A 19536-nucleotide genomic window follows, 5' to 3' on the forward strand; every position below is an offset into this window, starting at 1 on the left:
TTAAAAAATCGACGTTTAGCGAAAAAAAATTCGTTGAACGAAAAAATGGAAGACGGTATGGTGTCTACAATGGGAGGAGTCTGTCGCCGGCAGGCAAGCGTACGCGCTTGCGCGCCATGGCCATGCTTTCCCCATTGCCGGACGGGAGGATGAAGGCCGATGGAAAGCGAAAGACTGCGGATTTCCGACCTGCACTGTGGTTACGTCACGCCCGAGCGCGGGCTGGTGCCGGCCGTCGGCGGGATCGACCTGTCGCTGAAAAGCAACGAGTTCGTGTCGATCATCGGCCCCAGCGGCTGCGGCAAGTCCACTCTGTTCAACGTTATCGCCGGCTTGCTTGCGCCCAATTCGGGTGAGGTTGCCCTCGATGGCAGGAAGATCGTCGGCCAGCCCGGCCACGTCGCCTACATGATGCAGCGCGACCTGCTTCTGCCCTGGCGCACCGTGCTCGACAATGTCGTGCTCGGCCCCGAGCTTGCAGGACGCCCGATGCCGGAGGCGCGCAACCGCGCGCTGGCGCTGCTGCGCCGCTTCGGGCTGGAAGGCTACGAGAACTCCTATCCCTCGGCGCTGTCAGGTGGCATGCGCCAGCGCGCGGCGCTGTTGCGCACCATCCTGTGCGACCGCTCCGTCGTGCTCCTGGACGAGCCGTTCGGCGCGCTCGATGCGCTGACCCGGGCCACGATGCACGAATGGCTGCTCGGCATCCAGCGCGAGTTCCGACAGACAATGATCCTGATTACGCACGACCCGGACGAGGCCGTCTACCTGTCGGATCGCGTCTATGTCGCCACGCCGCGACCGATGCGCTTTGCCGGCATCGTGCCGGTCGACCTGCCTTACGAGCGCACCAGCGACGTCAACCTGACGCCGGAATTCGCACACCACAAGAGAGAGGTCCTCGCCCTGCTTCGCGGAGACGCCGCAGCCTCGACGGCCCTGCACTGAACCGCCAGGAACTGCTTCCGGAGCCCGACAGAAAGCCCCGCCATGACAGCTCGAACCGCAAGCTTCCCTTCCGTCCTTTCCCGCCTCGGCGATGCGGCATTGCCGCTCGGCATCATGTTCTCGCTGCTTCTGGTGTGGGAGGCTGCCGTCCACCTCATCGATATCAAGGCCTATGTGCTGCCGGCGCCGAGCGCCATCTTCGGCGAACTGATGACGAGCGGCACCAAGGTCATCCTGCCGCAACTCAAGGCCACGCTGTTCGAGACGCTGGCCGGCTACGCGCTGGCGATCGTCGTGGCGGCGGTGCTGAGCGTGCTGATCCTTTATTCCTCAGCGTTCCGGCGCGGCGTCCTGCCGCTCATCGTCGCCTCGCAGACCGTGCCCGTCATCACCATGGCGCCGGTGCTGGTCATCTGGTTCGGCTACAACAGCCTGCCGCGCATCATCATCACGGCCATTGTCGCCTTCTTCCCGCTCACCATCGCCACCGTCACGGGATTGCGCAGCCTGGAGCCGCAATTCGTGGACTTCTTTCGCTCGCTGAACGCGACGCCGGCGCAGATCTTCTTCAAGCTCCGTCTGCCGGTGGCGCTGCCGAGCATCTTCGGCGGGCTCAAGGTCGCCGCCACGCTGGCCGTGATCGGCGCCACCATCTCCGAGTGGGTCGGGGCCAGCCAGGGCATCGGCTACCTGATCGCGCAGGATACCGCGCAACTCAACACCACCAGGGTCTTTGCCTCGCTCACCGTGCTCGGCATTTCCGGCATGGCCCTGTTCGGGCTGGTCGGCCTCGTCGAGCGGCTGAGCATGCCGTGGCTCCACAAGCGGCCATCGCTCGCCTGGCTGCGCGCCGCCCGCGCGAACGGGCCGGGCACGGGAGCGCTTTTCCGCTCCCAGCTATGACGCATACCGCCCGTCTATCTGGCCGGGCGGCGTACCAGAAAAACCGACGAAAACCATAACGCGACGCAGAAAGCGTCCAATCACAGGGGAAGGACACCATGATCGCCTTGCAGAAACTGAAACCGCTGGCCTGTGCCGCCCTCGCGGCCTTGACCTCGACACTGGCGCTCTCCGGTTCGGCGCTGTCGGCCGAACTCACCAAGTTCCGCTATGCGCTCATCTCCAATCCCGGCATCTGGGATGCCGCCGTCATCAACGCGATGGAGCACAAGTTCTTCGCCGACGAGGGCCTGGAAATCGAACTGATCTCCCCCAACTCGCCGGCCGACGGGCTGAAGCTGGTGGCATCCGGCGGAGCCGAACTGGCGACGGCGCATTCCACCGACGTCATCATTGCGCGCAGCAAGGACCTGCCGGTCGTATCGATCGGCGCCAACCACCAGATGGGCACCACCGGCGTGCTGGTGCCGGCCGAATCCGGCGTCAAGAACCTGAAGGACCTGGAAGGCAAGAATGTCGGCGTCACCGGCATTCCGTTCAACAAGGTGATGCTGGAGCACAGCCTCCAGACGGCCGGCGCCGACCTTTCCAAAGTCAATATCGTGACCGTCGGCTTCACCCAGATGCCGCTGCTGCTTTCCAAGCGCATCGATGCGCTGGGCGACGCCATCAGCTGGGACGAGCCGCCGATCTACAACGTGCAGATCAAGAAGCCGGCCGACGACACCTCGACCTACACCTATTTCACCTTCACCGACTACGGCGTGCCGCGCTTCTACACCTTCGGGCTGGTCGGCGGGGAAGAGGCGCTGAAGAAGAACCCCGATCTCTACCGTGCCTTCCTGCGCGCCTGGCGCAAGGGCGTGGAATGGATGATCGCCCATCCGGCGGAGGCGGCCGACGGGGTCATCAAGCAGGTGCCCTCCATCTCCAAGGAGGAAGGCGTGGTCGCGCTCAAGGAAATCGCCAGGGTTTCGGTGAGCCCGGAGACGGAGGCCAACGGCATTGGCTGGCAGGATACCGGCGTTTGGGAGAAACAGGAGAAGTTCATGCTAGAGAACGGTCTGATCTCGGCTGACGTCGATGTCAGCAAAGCCGTCACGAACGACTACCTGAAATAGCTCCCGACCTGCGGTGCCAGTCTCCTGGCGCGGCCGGACGGCCCTCAAGGCACCCGGCCGTGCCCTTTCCCCGCGCAAGCAGAGCGCGGGCATTCACCTGACGAGGATTTATCGATGTCGAGCATCATCCAGCAACCAAAAGGCAGCTATCTCATCCGCGGCGGCGCGGTCATCACCGTGGACCGCGCAGTAGGAACCCTGCCGAAAGCGGACGTGCTGGTTCGCGACGGCCGCATCGAAAAGGTCGCCGACGGCATAACGGCCGAAGGCGTGGAGGTGATCGACGCTTCCGACATGATCGTCATGCCGGGCCTGATCGATACCCACTACCATATGTGGAGCACGCTTGGCCGCAACTTCGTCTCGGACGGCGGCTATGAGTATTTCCAGGCGAAATGGGCGACGGCCGCGCTGTATGACGCCGACGACTTCTATCGCAGCGTCCGCCTCGGCCTCGCCGAGCTCGCCAATTCCGGCGTCACCACCGTGCACAACTGGTCGCACAACAACCGTTCGCCCGCCCATGTCGATGCCGAACTGAGGGCCCACCAGGGCTCCGGCCTGCGGGCACGCTACGCCATGGGCCATATCGACAAGATGCCGGTCGATCAGGTCAACCGCTACGAGGACCTGCCGCGCGTGCGGGAAGAATGGTTCGCCGATTCCTCGCGCTTGCAGGGCCTCGTTCATCTCGGCGTCAACCTGCGCGGGGCGATCCAGAGCAACGTCGAGGTCTTCTATGAAGAGATGGAGACGATGCTGAAGCTCGGGCTTCCGGTGGCGATCCACGCCAGCCAGGCGGCGCCCAATTCGGACGACGCCGCCGACTACGAACGGCGTGGCTTCCTCGGCCCGAACTTCCTGTTCTGCCACTACATCACCGCCACCGACAGCGACCGCGAGGCGATGGCGCGCACCGGCACGCCGCTCAGCTTCGCGACGCTCTCGGAACTGCGCCTCGGCGAAACCGGCGACGCGCGCCGCGCGCTTCTGAAAATGCGCGAGGCCGGCATATCGGTTTCGCTGTCGAGCGACGCAAGCTCGCTGGTACCGCCCAATATGCTGGAGAACATGCGCGTGACCTGGAACATGGGCGTGCCGTGGCAAGGTACGGACACCGCCCACCTTGCGCCCATCGGCCTCAGCGAAATCATCGAGATGGCAACCATCAACGGGGCGAAGGCCCTTGGCCTCGGCGACGTCACCGGTTCGCTGACGCCGGGCAAACAGGCCGATATCATCCTGATCCGCGCCAACGACCTCAACACGGCGCCCATGGCCAATATCGAGACGACGGTGGTGATGGGCGCGACGGCCGCCAATGTTGATACCGTGATGGTGGATGGACGTATCCTGAAGCGTTCCGGCAAGCTGGTCGATTGCGATGTCGCCGAGGTGGTCGAACAGGCCAAGCGCTCTGCCATGCGCATTCGCACGACCGCGGGCGGCATCCTCGCGCCACAATGCCCGGGCTGCGCCGGCAACGCCGTATTCCGCGCCACCGCCTGCTGAACCATTTTCTCCGGCGGGGCCGGACTCTTGAGAAGCCGGAGAACCCGATGAGCATTCTCGAACAGATCGTCATATGGTCGCTTGCCATAATCTTCGTCGGCTCGGCCGGCCTCAACCTGGCCGGTCCGGAGTTCGTGCGGGAAGAGTTCGAGAAATGGAACTACCCGTCCTGGCTGCGCCCCGCCGTCGCCGTCATGGAATTTACCGCTGCGGCCCTGCTTTTGATGACCACCACGCAGACATGGGGCGCCGTCCTGGCCCTCCTGATCCTCGCGGCGGTGGTCTTTTCGATGGCCAGGACCCGGGAATGGCTGCGCATGCAGTTCCCGCTGCTGATGGGCGCATTGTGTGTCGGCCTGCTGGTCTGAATCCCCTAGGCGGCATGCCCGGCCAACCCATGTGAGCGCGCAACGTGTCCTCGGGCATATTCAAAGGTCGGGCTGGCCACAACTCCCTCGGAGCGCGACGGCCTGGTTACTTACGTCAAGGACGGTTCCGATCATGCGGTTGACGGCTGCTGCGGCCGGCCATATTCCTAACCGAAGCGAGACCTGCGGACGGTAAAAAACAAATGCGTGTGGGGGCAAATCGCCATGTTTTGGCGCAGCCCGATCCAATTTTCGCCGCCCCGAAAGGGGTGATGTTGTTCGGATGTCCTTCTGCGCCGCCCGCCGGGTTATCGTTTCCACCATTTCTTCTGGCGACGCATGGGGTTCTGCAATCCCTTTTGCTGGAAGGCTGGACGACTGAGACCGCTTGCCCTGGCGGAAAGGTCAGGCCCGTGGTGAGCGTACACCCATGAATATACCCAGGAATCTCGGACATATATGGATCGGCCCCAAGGTCGCCCCGGAAGACTGGATGCAGACCTGGGTCGATAAGCACCCCGAATGGAATTACACCCGTTACGGCAATGATTTCTTAAGAGATGGGAAATTCAAGACACAGCCCCAGATCGATGAGTACATGAAGCGGGGGTGGTATGCGGGTGCTGCCGATTTACTGAGGTATGAAATACTCTACGAGCACGGCGGCTACATCGCTGGCGCGGATAGTATTTGTGTTCAGCCGATTGATGACCTGTTCGAGGACTGGGGTGAACTCTATACGGTATATGAGAACGAGTTCCTGCGGGGACAATTGGTTGCTCCTATCGTGGCAGCGGCGCCAAATCATCCTTTCCTGAAGGAAGTCATTGATCGCCTATCGAAGATACCACCGCAGCAGCTTGATCAGCCTTGGCGCCAGACGGGCAACCTGTTCGTTGCCGAACTCATAGAAGAGCTTCGCCCGGAGATCGTTATCTGGCCGTCTCATACCCTTATTCCCGAGCACTTCCTTGGCAGGAAATATACCGGGTCGGGCAAAGTGTATGCCCATCAAAAATTCGGGGAAACGACGGGCGCTTACAAATTCGGATCGGTATTAAGCAAAATTCAAGAAATCCCCCGGTCGCTCTATGCGTCTTCCGCTAGGAAAAGGCTGAGAGCCTTGAAAGCGTCGTCGGCTAAAAGCGGTGAGTAGTCCTTTTTCGCGCGCAATAGAGTTTCCGGACCTGGGCGTCTTCGTTCTGACCATGGAGTCACCGAACGGACCCCGCAGGACTCACGCTTTCGAGGAACTGGGCCGCCTCGGTATTCCTTTTGATTTCATACAGGGTATCGATCAGGGCAGCGCCGAGATCGATCATGCGTATTCACGCCTTCTGAATTGGACCCGTCATAAGCGATCGCTCACAAGAGGCGAGATTTCCGTCTATCTCGGGCATCGCAAGATATGGCGGGAAGTGATGCGTAGGGGAACGGATTTCGCGCTGATCTTTGAGGACGATTTCAAGATCCGTGACGATGAACAGTTCCTTCTCGCAATAAACGATGCTCTTTCCCACCAAGGCGTTTGGAGCGTCGTAAAATTCTTCGATTATAATCATAAGAAGGTCGTTGAGACGGTAAAAATTGGGGGAACTCAACTGGTTGGATACAAATATCCGGCCTCGGGCGCAGTTGCCTATCTGATCGACAGGAAAGCAGTTCAGTCCCTTCTTCGCCGCCGTTATTTATTCAGGCCCATCGACGAGGATTTTTCCCATCCATGGGAATTTTCCATACGGGTGTGGTCGACTTCCCCGAACCTGGTTGACGAGGTAAGCTTCCGGCTCGGCGGTTCCACTCTGGAACGTGATCGATGGGACTTGAGACATAAGAAAATAATAATCCGGTCCGTTTGGGGGAATTTCCTGCAAGCGGGAAAGTTCGTACGGTCGCTCTCGTACCGTTGGGCGAACGCGGCCAATGTGAGCGCCATTGTAAAGAGCGCAAATACGCCTGTGCGGGACCGGTTGCCCCCTAACGACGTTTGATCGGAACTGGCTTCGGCCGGCCAAACTGCCGGCGCTTGCGGTACTGACGATTTCCGGACTGACGGCGCAGGCGCTGCACTTCAACACCGCGCTGGTGACGTCGTTTCATTTCGTGCGTTCGTTCATCATCAACGCCTACAGCTCCCAGTTCTACCGGATGTTTCGCAGGATCGGCCTGTTCGGCGCCGCTGAAAGGCTCATGGACCGGCTCTTCGGGCCGAGGCGGTAAGCCCTTGCACCCTCGGCCGGATGGCTTATGAACTGCCCACGTCACGACGGCGGCAGGTAGGGAATCCGGCTTTGAAATCCATTGCGAGCGTTGGCGAATGCATGATCGAGCTGTCGGCGGGGGATTCCGGCTGGCGGCTGGGCTATGCCGGTGACACGTTCAACACCCTGTGGGTGCTGCGGGCCTTGATGCCGCAAGGTGCCGCCACCGATTTCGTCTCCGCCTTCGGCACCGATCCCTTTTCGGCCGGCCAGATCGCCTTCATGGCCGACAACGGGATCGGCATTTCGCACAGCCCCCGCCTGGAGGCCTGGCATCCGGGCCTCTATGCCATCACGCTCGACGGGGCCGAGCGCTCGTTCACCTATTGGCGCTCCGAGGCGGCCGCGCGCCGCCTTGCCGACGATCCGGCTGCGCTGGAAAAAAGCCTGGCCTCGCGCCAGCTGGTCTATTTTTCTGGGATAACGCTGGCGATCCTGGACGATGCGGCGCGGGAAACGCTGTTGCGGGCGCTCGCGGTGGCGCGGGGGCAGGGCGCGCTGGTCGCGTTCGACCCCAATTTCCGGCCGCGGCTGTGGGCCGACAAGGCGCGGGCGCAGGCCGCCATCGGCGCAGCGCTCGCCCATGTCGACATCGCTTTGCCGACCTTTCCGGACGAGCAGGCGCTTTATGGCGACGGCTCGCCGGAGGAAACGGCGCGGCGGCTCTCGGACGCCGGGATCGGGGAAGTGGTCGTCAAGAACGGCTCGCAGGCGGCACTGGTGAAGGCGGCCGGACGGTCGGTCGAAGTGCCTGCCGTCACCCTTGCCGATCCGCTCGACACGACCGGGGCCGGCGATTCCTTCAACGGCAGCTATCTTGCCGCACGGCTGCTCGGCATCGAGCCCGTGGCCGCCGCCGGGCGGGCGCACCGGGTCGCCGCCGCGACGGTCGGGGTCTATGGCGCGCTGGCGCCGGCGCCCTTGTTGAGGGAAGCCTTCGCCAGCGCCGCCTAGCTTCTACTCCGCCGCCAGCGCAACCGGCTGGGTGAGGCCGGATTCGGCCTCTTCCGGCCGCGAAGCGGCCGTGGTCTTTTTCGGCTCGCGGCCGAAGAACAGCGCGTAGCCGGCCGGCAGCACCAGGATGGTCAGCACGGTCGCCACCAGGATGCCGCCCATCATCGCATAGGCGAGCGGCCCCCAGAACACGCCGCGCGAGATCGGGATCAGCGCCAGCACCGCCGTCAACGCCGTCAGCATGATCGGCCGGAAGCGGCTGACGGCCGCGCCGACGATCGCCTCCATGCGCGCCATGCCGGCGGCGATGTTCTGGTCGATCTGGTCGACGAGGATGATCGAGTTGCGCATGATGATGCCGAGCAGCGCGATGACGCCCAGTATGGCGACGAAGCCGAACGGCGCACCGCTGATGAGCAGCGCCGCCGCCGCACCGATGATGCCGAGCGGCCCGGTCGCCAGCACCAGCATGGCCTTGCCGAAATGCTGGAGCTGCACCATCAGCAGAAGCACGATGATGACCAGCATGATCGGCGCCTTGGCGGCGATCGACGCCTGACTCTCGGCCGAATCCTCGGCCCCGCCCTGCACCTCGATCTTGTAGCCGGCCGGCAGGCCGGCGCGCAGGTCCGCCATCTCGCCGTAAAGCTTCTGGACGACGTCGTTGGACTGCACGCCGTCCGGCAGCGTCGCGCGCACCGAAATGGTCGGCAGCCGGTTGCGCCGCCATTCGATGCCCTGTTCGAGGACGGGCTCCACCTTGGCGATCTGCGAGACCGGCACGAAGCCGCCGAAATCGGTCGGCACGTAGACGGAGTTGACCGCCGACAGCAGCGAGCGATTGCCGTCGGGCTCGCGCGCCACGATCGACACCGTCTCCTCGCCGTCGCGGAAGCTGTCCAGCGGCACGCCCGACATGGCGGCCTGCAGCATCTGGCGCACGCGCTGCGAGGTGACGCCGAGCGCGCGCGCCCGGTCCTGGTCGATCACCAGCTTCATTCCCGGCACGGGTTCCAGCCAGTCGTCATGCACGGCCGACAGCAGCGGGTCGGCGGCAAATCGGGCCTTCACCTCGTCGGCGATGCGGCGCACCTCCTGCCGGTCCGGTCCCATCACGCGCATCTGCACCGGCCAGCCGGTCGGAGGGCCGAGGAACAGGCGGTCGACCTTGGCGCGGATCGCCGGAAAATCTTCGGCGAGGACCGAGCGCAGCTTGACGATCAGACGCTCGCGCGCCGGCTCGTCCTTGGCCATCACGAGAAGCTGGGCGAAGTTCGGATTGGCGAGCTGCTGGTCGAGCGGCAGGAAGAAGCGCGGCGCGCCTTCGCCGATATAGGTGGCAATGAACTTCTTGTCGGGGTCGTCCATCATCTTGGCTTCGAGCGCCTTCGCCTCTTTCTCGACCTCCTTGATCGAGGTGCCCTCGGGCAGCCACAGGTCGACGAGGATTTCCGGCCGCTCCGATTGCGGGAAGAAATTCTGCGGGATGAACTGGAACGACCATAGGCTGGCGGCGAAGGTCGCGAGCGTCAGCGCCAGCACCAGGATGCGGTGGCGCACCGCCCAGCCGATGGTCCCGGTGAGCCGGCGATAGAAGCGCGTGTCGAACACGTTGTGATGCTCGCCGGCGTGCTGGCGCTGCCGCAGCAGCATGTGGCCGAGCCACGGCGTGAAATAGACGGCGACGAACCACGACACCACCAGCGCGATGCCGACCACGTAGAACAGCGTGCGCACATATTCGCCGGCCGCGGAAGCGGCGAAGCCGACGGGGATGAAGCCGGCGGTGGTGATCAGCGTGCCGGTCAGCATCGGGAAGGCGGTGGAGCTGTAGGCGAAGCTGGCGGCGTCGAGCTTGTCCAGCCCTTCCTCCAGCTTGCGCTCCATCAGCTCGACCACGATCATGGCGTCGTCGACCAGCAAACCGAGCGCGATGATGAGCGCACCGAGCGAGATGCGCTGCAGGTCGATGCCGAGCTCGTACATGACGGCGAAGGTGGCCGACAGCACCAGCGGAATGGCGATGGCGATCACCAGCCCGGAGCGCCAGCCGATCGACAGGAACGAAACCGCGAGCACGATCACCAGCGCCTCGGCGAGCGCGCGCATGAATTCGCCGATGGCGTCGGTCACCACATGCGGCTGGTTGGCGATCTGGTCGACCGAAACGCCGTAGGGCAGGGACGCCTCGAAGCGCTTGTAGGTGTCCTCGATCGCGGCGCCGACGTCGGTTACCTTGAAGCCCTTGGCCATGACCACGCCGATCTGCACGCTGTCGTGGCCGTCGAAGCGGTATTTGCGCTGCTCGGGGTCCTGCAGCCCGGAGGTCACGGTGGCGATGTCGCCGAGGCGGATGACCTGGCTCCCGCTGCGCAGGCGCAACTCGCGGATGTCTTCGGCCCGCTTCACGTCGCCCTCGACGGAAATGCGCACCGAGCGTGTGCCGGTGTCCACGGTCCCGGCCGGGTCGACGGTGTTCTGGCCCTTGATGGCGTTCTGCAGGTCGAGGATCGTCAGGCCGCGCTCGGCCAGCGCCCGCGACGACACGTCGATATAGATGGCCTGCGGCTGGTCGCCGATGATGACGGCCTTTTCCACGCCGGGCGTCGTCAACAGCATGTCGCGCGCCTGGATGGCGAACTGCTTCAGCTCGAGATAGCTGTAGCCGTCGCCGCTGATCGAATGCAGGGTGACGAAGGTGTCGCCGAACTCGTCGTTGAAATAGGGGCCGAGCAGTCCGGGCGGCAGGTCGCTGCGGATATCGCCGACCTTCTTGCGCACCTGGTAGAAGGCGTCCTCCACCTGGGCGGCGCTGGTGTCGCCCTTGACCTGAACCAGGATTACGGCGCTGCCGGCGCGCGAATAGGATTTCACGAAGTCGAGATGCGGCGTTTCCTGAAGCTTGCGCTCGATCTTGTTGACGACCTGGTCTTCCATGTCCTGCAGGGAAGCGCCCGGCCACACCGCCTGCACCACCATGACGCGGAAGGTGAATTCCGGGTCCTCGCGCTGGCCCATGCGCATCAGGCCGAGCGCGCCGGCGATGATGATCAGCCCGACCAGGAAACGCGCGATGCTCGGATGGCCGATCGCCCAGCGTGACAGGTTGAACGGCTTCTTGTCGTCAGTGGAGGTCGTCATGACCGCCTCTTCGCGTTGTTCGGTTGGTGGACGAGGACTGGCTCAGCGCAGCGCGCTGGTCACCTCGGCGGCGTGAAGCGCGTCGGCCTGCTCGGTCGCGGCGTCCGGCAGCTTCACGTTCAGGTTTTCCGACATGAACTGGGTGCCGGCGGCGACCACGAGGTCGCCCGCTTGCAGGCCCTTGGCGATGTGTACCCCGCCGGGCGCGAAGTCGGCCACGGTGACGGGCCGCGCATGCACGCTGGAGGTTGCGCGGTCGGCGACCCAGACGATGGTGCCGCCATCCTTCTTTGCCAACGCTTCGAGCGGAACCGACGCCAGATTCTGTTTCGCGGCGACCTTCGCTTCCACCGTGGCCGTCATGCCGAGCAATATGCGCGTGTCATCGGCGAGGCTGACGCGAACGGAAAAGGTGCGAGACTGCGGGTCGGCGCTGCCGGCGACTTCCCGCACCTTGCCCGGAAGGCTGAGCTTGTCGTCGGTCCAGAAGCCGACATCGACGCCCTGGCCCGGCTTGAAGTGGGAAATCTCGGTTTCCGGAACGGCGATCTGGATTTCCTTCTCGCCGTCGACGGCAACCGTCACCACCGGCGTGCCGATGCCGACCACCTGGCCGGTATCGGCGCCAATGGTGGTGACGATGCCTTTGCGGTCGGCCTTGAGTTCGGTGTAGGCAACCTGGTTCTTCGCCTGCTGCAGCGAGGAGGTCGCGGCATCGCGCGCGGCAACCGCCTGCTGATAGCCGAGCTGGGCCTCGTCGAGCTGCGCCTGCGAGGCGAACTTCTTGCCGAACAGCTCCTGCGCGCGGTTACGGGCCAGCTCGGCCGTATCCATCTGCTTTTGCGTCGCCGCGAGGTTGGCTTCGGCCGTCTTGACGGCGAGCGCATAGTCGGTGGCGTCGATGCGGGCGAGCACGTCGCCGGGCTTCACCCGGTCGCCGATATTGACCTCGCGCTCGACGATCTTGCCGGCGACGCGAAAGCCCTGGTTCATTTCCGTGCGCGCCTTGACCGTCCCGGAATACTGGAGCGAGCGGGTCGCGTCGGCGCTGGCGATCTCCACCACCTTGACCGGCCGCACGGCGGCGACGGGTTCGGTCTTGGCTTCGGTGCAGGCCGAAACGGAAAAGGCGAGGAGGCCAACCAGCCCCAGGGTGGCGAAAGGACGTGCAAAATCCTCGAAGGTCTTGAACGAAAGCATCGTTCGCGCTCCTGAAAATGTTCTATGGTCGTGCGGCGGGCCGAAAGGCCGCCTACTTCAATGCCCTGATCGCGAAATCGACCAGTTCCTCGGGCTTCGCCCGATTGTCCTTCATCAGGCACTGGGCCACCATTTGCGGATGGCAGAGCGTCACCGTCGATGCGCCGAAGCAGCGGGCGGCGACGTCGGCATCCTGCTGGCGCAGTTCTCCGGCCTCGATCCCTTCGCGGATGATGCCGGCATAGACCTGATGGAGACGGTCGACGTGTTTTTCGATCACGTGCCAGTCACGTTCGATGGCGACGATCACCATCTCATGCACTTTCTTTTCGTCCAGCATCGTTTCCACCGTCAGCTGATGCTGGTCGAGGATGCAGCGCCGCAGGCGCTCGGCGGCCGGCAGCGGCAGCTTGGCGATGCCGATGGCCATGTGCAGGCTGGCCGCCAGCATGCGCCCGCAGATCGCCTGGTGTATTTCCTCCTTCGAGGCGAAGAAGCGATAGACATTGGCCGGCGACATGCCGAGATCGCGCGCGATGTCGGCGACGGTGGTCTTGCCGTAGCCATAGTGGCGGAACAGCCGTTCGGCCGCCTCCAGAATGCGCTCGATGTTCTCCTGCCGTGCGGAGTCCAGGGGATTTTGTGCCGTGTCCATCAGCGTTTCGCGATGCGTTACTTGTGACGAATTTCAACTTTCGTCATTTATAAGTCGGAAGTCGTCTTTCGTCAAGGCGGTGGAGGAGCATTCAATTGCGATCTTGCCATCGCGCCGCAGAACCACGATCCTAGCCGGCGTCAGTATCGAGGCGACGGACAGGCATGCCGGATCATTTCCTGGGGATAGACGTCGGCACCGGCAGCGCCCGGGCCGGGGTCTTCGACAAGGCGGGCGCGATGCTCGCCTCGGCCAGGCGCGACATCGCGATCTTCCACGAGGCCGGCCACATCGTCGAGCAATCGAGCAACGACATCTGGCGCGCCGTCTGTGGCGCCGTCCGCGAGGCGGTGAAGCTTGCCGGCATAACCGCACAGAGCGTCAAGGGTATCGGCTTCGACGCGACCTGCTCGCTGGTCGTGCTGGGCGAGGGCGGGCGGCCGCTCGGCGTCGGACCGTCCGGCGACGACGAGCGCAACATCATCGTGTGGATGGACCACCGCGCCACCCAGCAGGCGCAGGCCATCAACGAAACCGGGCACCGCGTGCTGAACTATGTCGGCGACACGATCTCGCCGGAGATGGAGACGCCGAAGCTCTTGTGGCTGGCGCAGAACCGGCCGAAAACCTTTGCCGAAGCCTGGCAGTTCATGGACCTCGCCGATTTCCTCACCTGGCGGGCGTCGGCGAGCCTGGCGCGCTCGGCCTGCACCGTCACCTGCAAATGGACCTATCTGGCCCATGAAGGGCGCTGGGACGAAAGCTATTTCCGCCTGGTCGGCCTCGGGGCGCTGGCCGACGAGCAATTCCGCCGCATCGGCACCGAGGTCGTGCCGGCCGGCACGGCGCTGGGCAACGGGCTGACCGTGGAGGCGGCCGCCGAACTCGGCCTCCAACCCGGCACGCCGGTCGCCGCCGGGCTGATCGACGCCCATGCCGGCGGACTGGGCACGGTCGGCGCCCGCGGCGACGCTGGCACGCTTCTGACGCGCATGGCCTATGTTTTCGGCACCTCGGCCTGCACCATGACCTCCACCCGCGAGCCGACCTTCGTGAAGGGTGTCTGGGGGCCGTATTTCTCGGCCATGGTGCCGGGCCTTTGGCTGAACGAAGGCGGGCAATCGGCTGCGGGCGCTGCCATCGACACGCTGGTGCGCCGCCATCCCGCCGCCCCGCAAGCCGAGGCCGCGGCAAAGGCCGCCGGAATGAGCCTCAGCCAGTTTTTGTCCGGGGAAGCCGAAAAGCGTGGCGGCGCGGCAGCGCTGCCGCGCCTGGTCGGTGAACTGCATGTCGTGCCGGAGTTTCTCGGCAACCGCGCCCCGTTCGCCGACCCCGATGCGCTGGGCATCATCGCCGGCATCGGCATGGATGGGGATATCGACAGCCTCGTCGGTCTTTACCTGGCCGGCATGTGCGGTCTCGGCTATGGCGCGCGCCAGATCGTCGAGGCCGAGCGGGAAAGCGGTATTGCGATCGAGGCCATGGTGGTCAGCGGCGGGGCCGGGCAAAGCGCGTTGTCGCGCCAGTTGCTTGCCGATTCGACCGGACTTGCCGTGGCGGCCTCGACCTCGCAGGAGCCGGTGCTGCTCGGGGCCTCCATGCTGGGCGCGGTGGCGGGAGGGGCCTTTCCGGACCTCGAGACGGCGATGGTGGAAATGGCCGAACTCGGTGCGGTGCATCGCCCGTCGCCCGCCACGGGCGGTTGGCATCGGCACCGTTTCGAGGCATTCGAACTGCTGCAAAAGGCCGGGCGGGCGATTCGGTCCCCGGCGCGGCAGAACTGAACTGAACGGAGAAATTGCCTTGGCCTTCACGCTTTCGCTGAATACCAATCCGCTGGTCAACCGCTTCGCCGAGCCTGACGACCTGATCGACGCCATCGCCTACGGCATCGGCATCCGCGACGTTCAGTTGACGCATGAGTTCGTCAATCCCGGCTGGCCGGCGGCGACCATCGCCAGGTTCGTGCGGCAGTTCAGGAAGGCGCTCGCGCGCACCGGCGTGCGCGTCACCTCCGGCATGACCGGCCCCTATGGGCGCCTCAACCATTTCGGCCATCCGGACGCCGACGTGCGCCGCTATTACGTCGACTGGTTCAAGACCTTCGCCGACATTTCGGCCGAGCTCGGCGCCTCGTCCATGGGCACGCAGTTCGCCATCTTCACCCACAAGGACTACGACGATCCGGCACGCCGGGCGGCCCTGTTCGATGTGGCGCTCGAATGCTGGCGCGAGGTGGCCGAGCACGCCAAGGCGGCCGGTCTGACCTTTCTGTTCTGGGAGCCGATGTCGGTCGGGCGCGAGTTCGGCCACACCATCGAAAGCTGCAAGGCCCTGCAGCGCGACATCGACGCCGCCGGCCTGCCGATCCCGCTGGAGATGATGGTCGACATCGACCATGGCGACGTGACTTCGCCGAACCCGGCCGATATCGATCCCTATGCCTGGGCCGAGGCGTTCCCGCCGCGCTCGCCGATCATCCACATCAAGCAGTCGTCGATGAACAAGGGCGGCCACTGGCCGTTCACCGCCGCCTACAACAAGGACGGCCGCATCACCCCCGAAAAGCTGATCGAGACAATCCGGCGCGGCGGCGGCACCGACAACGAAATCTGCCTCGAACTGTCGTTCAGGGAGCGCGAGCCGACCGATCACCAGGTCGTCGCCATGATCCGCGAATCGGTGGATTTCTGGGCGCCGCATATCGACGCCGGGCGGGGCGACATCACTCCGAGGGCATAAAGAAAAACGCCGGCGCGATGGCCGGCGTTTTCAACTTGATCGGAGAGACGCTCAGCCGAACTTCGGGTCGAGCGAGCCGTCCTTGTAGCGCTTGGCCATCTCGGCCACCGGGATCGGCCGGATCGACGAGGCATGGCCGGCGGTGCCGAAATCCTCGAAGCGCTGCTTGCACAGCTTGGTCATCGCCGCCATCGCCGGCTTAAGGTACTTGCGCGGGTCGAACTCGCTCGGGTCCTCGGACAGCACCTTGCGGATCTGCCCGGTCAAGGCCATGCGGTTGTCGGTGTCGATGTTGATCTTGCGCACGCCGTTCTTGATGCCGCGCTGGATTTCCTCCACCGGCACGCCCCAGGTCGGCTTCATCTTGCCGCCATAGGCGTTGATGATGTCCTGCAGTTCCTGCGGCACCGACGACGAGCCGTGCATGACCAGATGCGTGTTCGGCAGCTTGCGGTGGATTTCCTCGATCACGTTCATGGCCAGCACCTTGCCGTCGGGCTTGCGCGTGAACTTGTAGGCGCCGTGCGAGGTGCCCATGGCGATCGCCAGCGCGTCGACCTTGGTCTCGGCGACGAATTTCACCGCTTCGTCGGGGTCGGTCAGCAACTGATCGTGGCTGAGCTTGCCTTCCGCGCCGTGGCCGTCCTCTTGGTCGCCCATGCCGGTCTCGAGCGAGCCGAGCACGCCGAGCTCGCCTTCCACCGAGATGCCGCCGAGATGCGCCATGCCGACTACGGTCTTGGTGACGCCGACATTGTAGGCCCAGTCGCCCGGCGTCTTGCCGTCCGCCTTCAGCGAGCCGTCCATCATCACCGAGGTGAAGCCGGACTGGATCGCGGTCATGCAGGTGCCGGGCTCGTTGCCATGGTCGAGATGCACGCATACCGGGATATGCGGGTAGATTTCGGTTACCGCATCCATCATGTGCTTGAGCATGATGTCGTTGGCGTAGGCGCGCGCGCCGCGCGAAGCCTGCAGGATGACCGGCGCGTCGCAGGCGTCCGCCGCTTCCATGATGGCCAGTGCCTGTTCCATGTTGTTGATGTTGAAAGCGGGCACGCCGTAGCTGTGCTCGGCGGCATGGTCGAGCAACTGTCTCAAGGTGATGCGGGCCATTTTGTCTCCCTGGGTCTGCAAACGATAATCGCGGGCGGCGATCGGCTTTTTGTCGCCTGGCGCCGATCTGGCCTGTTCATGGCCAAATGCCGTCCCTTTGTCGAGGGTCCCGCTGCGCATGGCTGCCCATCGGTCCGATTGCCAATCGATTTAGGTCCGGACACATAATTTTTGTAACGGATAAAAGTATCAATATCACATATATTTTGTTGAATGTGAGAGAGGAAATGATATGTTGGGTGGCATCACTGGCGGGTTGGGAATCTCTCGGCAATGAAGGCGGAAGGGCGCAGGCAAGGCATTCTGGACCTGCTCATGGAGGCGGGCACCGCCACCGTGGAGGAGCTGTCGGCCCATTTCGACGTCTCGCGCATGACCATTCACCGCGACCTCGACCAGCTTGAACAGGAAGGCTTGCTGCGCAAGGTTCGCGGCGGCGCCTCCGTGCAGTCGAGCGGCCAGTTCGAAAGCGACTTCCGCTACCGCCAGCGGCTGGCCGGGCCCGAAAAGCAGCGCATCGCTGTTGCGGCCGCGTCCCTGGTCGAACCGGGCCAGACCATTATCGTCGACGACAGTTCGACGGCCGGCGGCATCGCCGCGCATCTGGCGGACATCAGGCCTCTCACCGTCATCACCAACAATCTCGGCGTCATCCAGGAATTGTCCGGTGCGGCGGGCATCACGCTGATCGCGCTGGGCGGCCAGTACAGCAAGAAGTTCCACGGCTTCTTCGGGCTGGTGACCGACGAGGCGTTGCGCTCGCTGCGCGCCGACGTCGCCTTCGTGTCGACCTCCTCCATCCACGGGGTGCGGGCCTTCCACCAGGACCAGGAGGTCGTGCAGACCAAGCGGCTGATGCTGGCAGCGGCCGAGCGCAAATATCTGCTGGCCGATCACGGCAAGTTCGGGCGGCCCGCCCTACATTTCTTTGCAGGCCTGGATCGTTTCGACGCCGTGCTGACGGGGGAGGAGCCGCCGGCCCCGATGCGCAAGGCGCTTCACGAGGCAGGCATAAAGTTGACGGTCACGGGCAAGGCCTGATGGGTACAGATTAGGAGACGGGAATGACGCGGTATTGGGTCGGAACGAGCTGGAAGATGAACAAGACGCTGGCCGAGGGGCTGACCTTCGCCGAGGCGCTGGCAACCTTCGAGCCCGCGCTCGACAATCGCATCCAACCCTTCGTCATCCCTTCCTTCACGGCGGTTCGCGAGGTCAAGGCGGCGCTGGCCGGCACCCGCGTCAAGGTCGGTGCACAGAACATGCACTGGGCCGAAGCCGGAGCCTGGACCGGCGAGATTTCGCCTCTGATGCTGAAGGATTGCGGGCTCGACCTGGTCGAACTCGGCCATAGTGAGCGGCGCGAATTTTTCGGCGAGACCAATGCCACGGTGGGCCTGAAGACGGCGGCGGCCGTGCGCCATGGCTTCGTGCCGCTGGTCTGCGTCGGCGAGACGCTGGCGGAGCGCGAGTCCGGCCGGGCGGAGGAAGTGCTGACCGCCGAAGTGCTGGGCGCGCTGGAGGGCTTGCAGGGCGCCGAACTTTCGGCCGAAATCCTGTTCGCCTATGAGCCGGTCTGGGCCATCGGCGAAAACGGCATTCCCGCGAGCGCCGATTACGCCGACCAGCAGCAGGCGCTGATCAAGAAGGTGGCCGCCACCCGTCTCGGCGCGGAGCCGCCGGTGCTTTACGGCGGCAGCGTCAATCCCGGCAACGCCGCCGAACTGGTCGGCCAGAAGCATATCGATGGCCTGTTCATCGGCCGATCGGCGTGGCAGGCCGAAGGCTATGTCGACATTTTGAAACGTGTCTCGGCCGCCATTTCCGGCTGAGACCGAACCGATCCAAGAAGGAGAAAGCGCCATGAAAATCGCCATCGGGGCCGACAGCGCAGGCAAGCCCCTGCTCGACGTCATCGCCGCCCATCTCGCCACCAAGCCGGAACTCGAGGTCACCGATCTCAGCCAGTCCGGCTATTATGCGGATTTGTCGGCCAAGGTCGGCCAGGACGTGCTCGCCGGCAAGCACGACCGCGCCATCCTGTTCTGCGGCACCGGCATCGGCGTCTGCATCTCGGCCAACAAGGTTCCCGGCATCCGCGCCGCGCTGACGCACGACACCTATTCGGCCGAGCGCGCCGTCAAGTCCAACAATGCGCAGATCATCACCATGGGCGCGCGCGTCATCGGCCCGGAACTGGCCAAGGCCATCGTCGACACCTGGCTCGCCTCCGAGTTCGACCCGAACGGTGCTTCGGCCAAGAACGTCGAGGCCATCGACAAGCTCGACGCCGGGCGCTGAGTTACGGTTACGGTCTGGGGTGCTCGGCATTGTACCCCCACCCCTAACCCCTCCCCACAAGGGGGAGGGGGACTCTGGTAGGGTCCCTCTTAATGCCCGGGGGGCTTGTCATTGTAGGCCCATCGCTAACCGCTCCTCGCAAAGTACTGGGGGAGCCTGGCGGTGCCCATCTGACAATTCTTTAGCGCATCCAAGCAGCAGCCAGGTTTCCCGCTCCCACAAGGGAAGGATTTGGCGCAGCGCATCAGGAATTCCCCTCCCCCTTGTGGGGCAGTGTTTACATTGGACTCGTGATGAGGTGTCTGTTGAAGAAC

17 protein-coding genes are annotated in these 19536 nt (G+C 64.2%); 13 read left to right on the forward strand and 4 right to left on the reverse strand.

Translation table 11 applies throughout. The annotated features are described in order from the left end of the window. Window positions 1-159 precede the first annotated feature (159 nt). From ACFOHJ_RS18625 to ACFOHJ_RS18660, 8 genes are all read left to right on the forward strand, one after another. Complete coding sequence (locus ACFOHJ_RS18625; RefSeq protein WP_378223257.1) at window positions 160-948, forward strand: ABC transporter ATP-binding protein; 789 nt, start codon at window positions 160-162, stop codon at window positions 946-948. Window positions 949-990: 42 nt separating this feature from the next. Next, window positions 991-1851, forward strand: a complete 861-nt coding sequence (locus tag ACFOHJ_RS18630; RefSeq protein ID WP_378223260.1) for an ABC transporter permease — start codon at window positions 991-993, stop codon at window positions 1849-1851. A 98-nt stretch (window positions 1852-1949) separates the two neighbouring features. Next, entirely contained in the window at window positions 1950-2972 is a 1023-nt protein-coding gene (locus ACFOHJ_RS18635) for an ABC transporter substrate-binding protein (RefSeq protein WP_378223262.1), read from the forward strand. Between the two features lie 114 nt (window positions 2973-3086). Continuing rightward, window positions 3087-4484, forward strand: a complete 1398-nt coding sequence (locus ACFOHJ_RS18640; protein WP_378223264.1) for an amidohydrolase family protein — start codon at window positions 3087-3089, stop codon at window positions 4482-4484. A gap of 47 nt (window positions 4485-4531) precedes the next feature. Next, window positions 4532-4852 (forward strand): DoxX family protein, encoded by a 321-nt coding sequence (locus ACFOHJ_RS18645; RefSeq protein ID WP_378223266.1) that lies wholly within the window; start codon window positions 4532-4534, stop codon window positions 4850-4852. Window positions 4853-5345: 493 nt separating this feature from the next. After that, entirely contained in the window at window positions 5346-6008 is a 663-nt protein-coding gene (locus ACFOHJ_RS18650; RefSeq protein ID WP_378223268.1) for a glycosyltransferase family 32 protein, read from the forward strand. Continuing rightward, complete coding sequence (locus ACFOHJ_RS18655) at window positions 6001-6843, forward strand: glycosyltransferase family 25 protein (RefSeq protein WP_378223271.1); 843 nt, start codon at window positions 6001-6003, stop codon at window positions 6841-6843. The genes ACFOHJ_RS18650 and ACFOHJ_RS18655 overlap by 8 nt, the downstream gene beginning before the upstream one ends. Window positions 6844-7092: 249 nt before the next feature. After that, window positions 7093-8067, forward strand: coding sequence for a sugar kinase (locus tag ACFOHJ_RS18660; protein ID WP_378223274.1), 975 nt, complete (start codon window positions 7093-7095; stop codon window positions 8065-8067). Window positions 8068-8070: 3 nt separating this feature from the next. Here the strand turns inward: ACFOHJ_RS18660 and ACFOHJ_RS18665 are convergent, their stop codons facing one another. Genes ACFOHJ_RS18665 through ACFOHJ_RS18675 form a run of 3 tightly spaced genes read right to left on the reverse strand, consistent with a single transcriptional unit; the run spans window position 8071 to window position 13066 of the window. After that, window positions 8071-11208 carry an efflux RND transporter permease subunit gene (locus ACFOHJ_RS18665; RefSeq protein ID WP_378223276.1) on the reverse strand — a complete coding sequence of 1046 codons (3138 nt, stop codon included), beginning with the start codon at window positions 11206-11208 and terminating at the stop codon, window positions 8071-8073. Between the two features lie 42 nt (window positions 11209-11250). Further along, the gene (locus ACFOHJ_RS18670; protein WP_378223279.1) at window positions 11251-12408 is read right to left on the reverse strand and encodes an efflux RND transporter periplasmic adaptor subunit; all 1158 of its coding nucleotides are present in this window, start codon (window positions 12406-12408) and stop codon (window positions 11251-11253) included. Between the two features lie 52 nt (window positions 12409-12460). After that, window positions 12461-13066, reverse strand: coding sequence for a TetR family transcriptional regulator (locus ACFOHJ_RS18675; RefSeq protein WP_378223297.1), 606 nt, complete (start codon window positions 13064-13066; stop codon window positions 12461-12463). 161 nt (window positions 13067-13227) lie between these two features. Here ACFOHJ_RS18675 and ACFOHJ_RS18680 point away from each other — a divergent pair, with 161 nt between their 5' ends. Beyond that, window positions 13228-14847 carry an FGGY-family carbohydrate kinase gene (locus ACFOHJ_RS18680; protein WP_378223282.1) on the forward strand — a complete coding sequence of 540 codons (1620 nt, stop codon included), beginning with the start codon at window positions 13228-13230 and terminating at the stop codon, window positions 14845-14847. 19 nt (window positions 14848-14866) lie between these two features. Continuing rightward, a complete protein-coding gene (locus ACFOHJ_RS18685) occupies window positions 14867-15805 on the forward strand; it encodes a sugar phosphate isomerase/epimerase family protein (protein WP_378223283.1) in 939 nt (312 codons plus the stop codon). A gap of 51 nt (window positions 15806-15856) precedes the next feature. Here ACFOHJ_RS18685 and fba read toward each other — a convergent pair whose 3' ends face one another. Further along, the gene (gene fba, locus ACFOHJ_RS18690; RefSeq protein WP_378223285.1) at window positions 15857-16921 is read right to left on the reverse strand and encodes a class II fructose-bisphosphate aldolase; all 1065 of its coding nucleotides are present in this window, start codon (window positions 16919-16921) and stop codon (window positions 15857-15859) included. Between the two features lie 273 nt (window positions 16922-17194). Between fba and ACFOHJ_RS18695 the strand changes: the two genes are divergently transcribed. The 3 genes from ACFOHJ_RS18695 to derI are packed head-to-tail and all read left to right on the forward strand — an operon-like array spanning window position 17195 to window position 19222. After that, complete coding sequence (locus ACFOHJ_RS18695) at window positions 17195-17962, forward strand: DeoR/GlpR family DNA-binding transcription regulator (RefSeq protein ID WP_378223287.1); 768 nt, start codon at window positions 17195-17197, stop codon at window positions 17960-17962. A 23-nt stretch (window positions 17963-17985) separates the two neighbouring features. Then, window positions 17986-18753: a triose-phosphate isomerase gene (locus ACFOHJ_RS18700; RefSeq protein ID WP_378223290.1), complete on the forward strand. Its 768-nt coding sequence runs from the start codon at window positions 17986-17988 to the stop codon at window positions 18751-18753. Window positions 18754-18784: 31 nt separating this feature from the next. Continuing rightward, window positions 18785-19222, forward strand: a complete 438-nt coding sequence (gene derI, locus ACFOHJ_RS18705; RefSeq protein ID WP_378223293.1) for a D-erythrulose-4-phosphate isomerase — start codon at window positions 18785-18787, stop codon at window positions 19220-19222. The last annotated feature ends 314 nt before the right edge of the window (window positions 19223-19536 follow it).

It is taken from the genome of Aquamicrobium soli, assembly GCF_042646345.1.
GTDB lineage: Bacteria > Pseudomonadota > Alphaproteobacteria > Rhizobiales > Rhizobiaceae > Mesorhizobium > Mesorhizobium soli_A.